Origin of the sequence: Nocardia amamiensis NBRC 102102 (assembly GCF_001612745.1) — a bacterium.
GTDB classification, from domain to species: Bacteria; Actinomycetota; Actinomycetes; order Mycobacteriales; family Mycobacteriaceae; genus Nocardia; species Nocardia amamiensis.
Map to the genome: position 1 here is coordinate 1 of NZ_BDBA01000433.1, position 1508 is coordinate 1508.

Consider the following 1508-nt stretch of genomic DNA (forward strand, 5'->3'; position numbering starts at 1 on the left):
TGCCGACGTCGGCATAAGTGGACGACATCGGCATGCTGCCGGTGGGCCCGGATGCCGCCGAAGCGTTCTACCGCGTGATCGACGACGCATACGAGCGCCGGTCCATTGCGGTGACCAGCAATATTCACCCATCGGGATTCGACACGATCATGCCCAAGACCTTGGCCACCGCGGCAGTCGATCGGCTCCTGCACCACGCGCATCTCGTGCTGACCAAAGGCGATTCCCACCGGCTCGCCGAAGCCCTCGCCGGCAAGGGGGTGATGCCATTGGCCTGACAACTCACCCGGAGAACCGATGTCCATCGGCCCGGAGAACTGCTGTCCGCCCAGCCGGACCACCCAAGTCCGCCCACCCGGAAGTCCCAATGTCCGTTGACAGCTCATACGATCGGCGCGGTGTTTGCGTTGAACAACACCCGGTTCAACTGCCAGTCGACCGCGGCCGACCTTTGCGCCTCGACACAAGCAGCGCTGACAGCATCACTGGGCGTCAAAAGATGTCGGACAGAACGCTATTCGAAGGAGCCGCTTGAAAAAAGCTCTGCCGCAGTGATATTCGCCAACATGAAAGCGGTCGGTAAGCAACCGTAGGGAGTTCCCCCATACCGCGCGAGTTGGGACTTTGGGAGTGTCAGCTGATGGCCGACTTGTCAACGTCTCGACGTTCGCGCGGTGACCGCATCTGCTTCTGCGGCAGTCCGGGTTTCGCAATGACTGGTAGTCATGCAGGACTCATCAGGGCAGTCGCGGCGGACCAGCTGGCAATCAACCCGCACACGTCTTCTTCCGAAGGCTGCAGCCGACGGGCGTGTGGCGGTCCCGATCTTCGTCCCGCCACGATGGGGTCGTGCGGCGTTGACCGGTTGTGACCTATGCGTCTACGGGTCCGCTGCACCCGGACTGCCTAGACCTGGCCTGAGCTTTGCCGAGCAGATGCAGGCGGGAATTGAACGAAGCGAGGATAGCGCCGGTTCTGACCATCGGATGCTGCGGCACACGATCCGCGCTATGGCCGTGGTCAGCCTCACGGAGACGGAGTGGATTCGCCGGGTGCGAGCGACGGGCACCATGTTGCAGCCGCGAGTCAACGTGGTCGACGGCTACGTCGCGGGATACATGACCCAATGGCGCGATCCACGCAGCGCGCGGCTCGGGCCTCTGATTACTGATCTAGTGCCGCGTCCGGATAAGTTGCTGCGGTAAGCGGGTGTCGGCTTGCTCTGGCGTCCGGGGCCGGTGATGCTGCCGGTGGAGGTGGTGCCGGTGGCTCGGAAGCCGGATGTGTTCGTCAGAGCGGTGACCCCGGAGGAAGGCCGGAAGCTGCAGCAGATCGCGCGGCGCAGTAAGCAGCCGGTGCGGATGCGGCGCGCGGTCGTGGTGATGGCCTCGGCGCAGCATCAGTCGGTGCCGCTGATCGCGAGGTTGATGCAGGTGTCGGAATCGTATGTGCGGCAAGTGATTCACGACTTCAACGAGAAGGGGTTCGAGGCGCTGGACCCAAAATGG

The 1508-nt window shown here is 63.3% G+C and carries 1 protein-coding gene and 1 pseudogene; both read left to right on the forward strand.

Features of this window, described 5'->3' with window-relative positions; all coding sequences use genetic code 11:
- Positions 1-17 precede the first annotated feature (17 nt).
- Positions 18-278, forward strand: a pseudogene (locus tag NA4_RS38230) (ATP-binding protein); the annotation flags it as partial.
- 963 nt (positions 279-1241) lie between these two features.
- A partial coding sequence (locus tag NA4_RS38240; RefSeq protein ID WP_245671804.1) for a helix-turn-helix domain-containing protein occupies positions 1242-1508 on the forward strand: 267 nt, incomplete at its 3' end.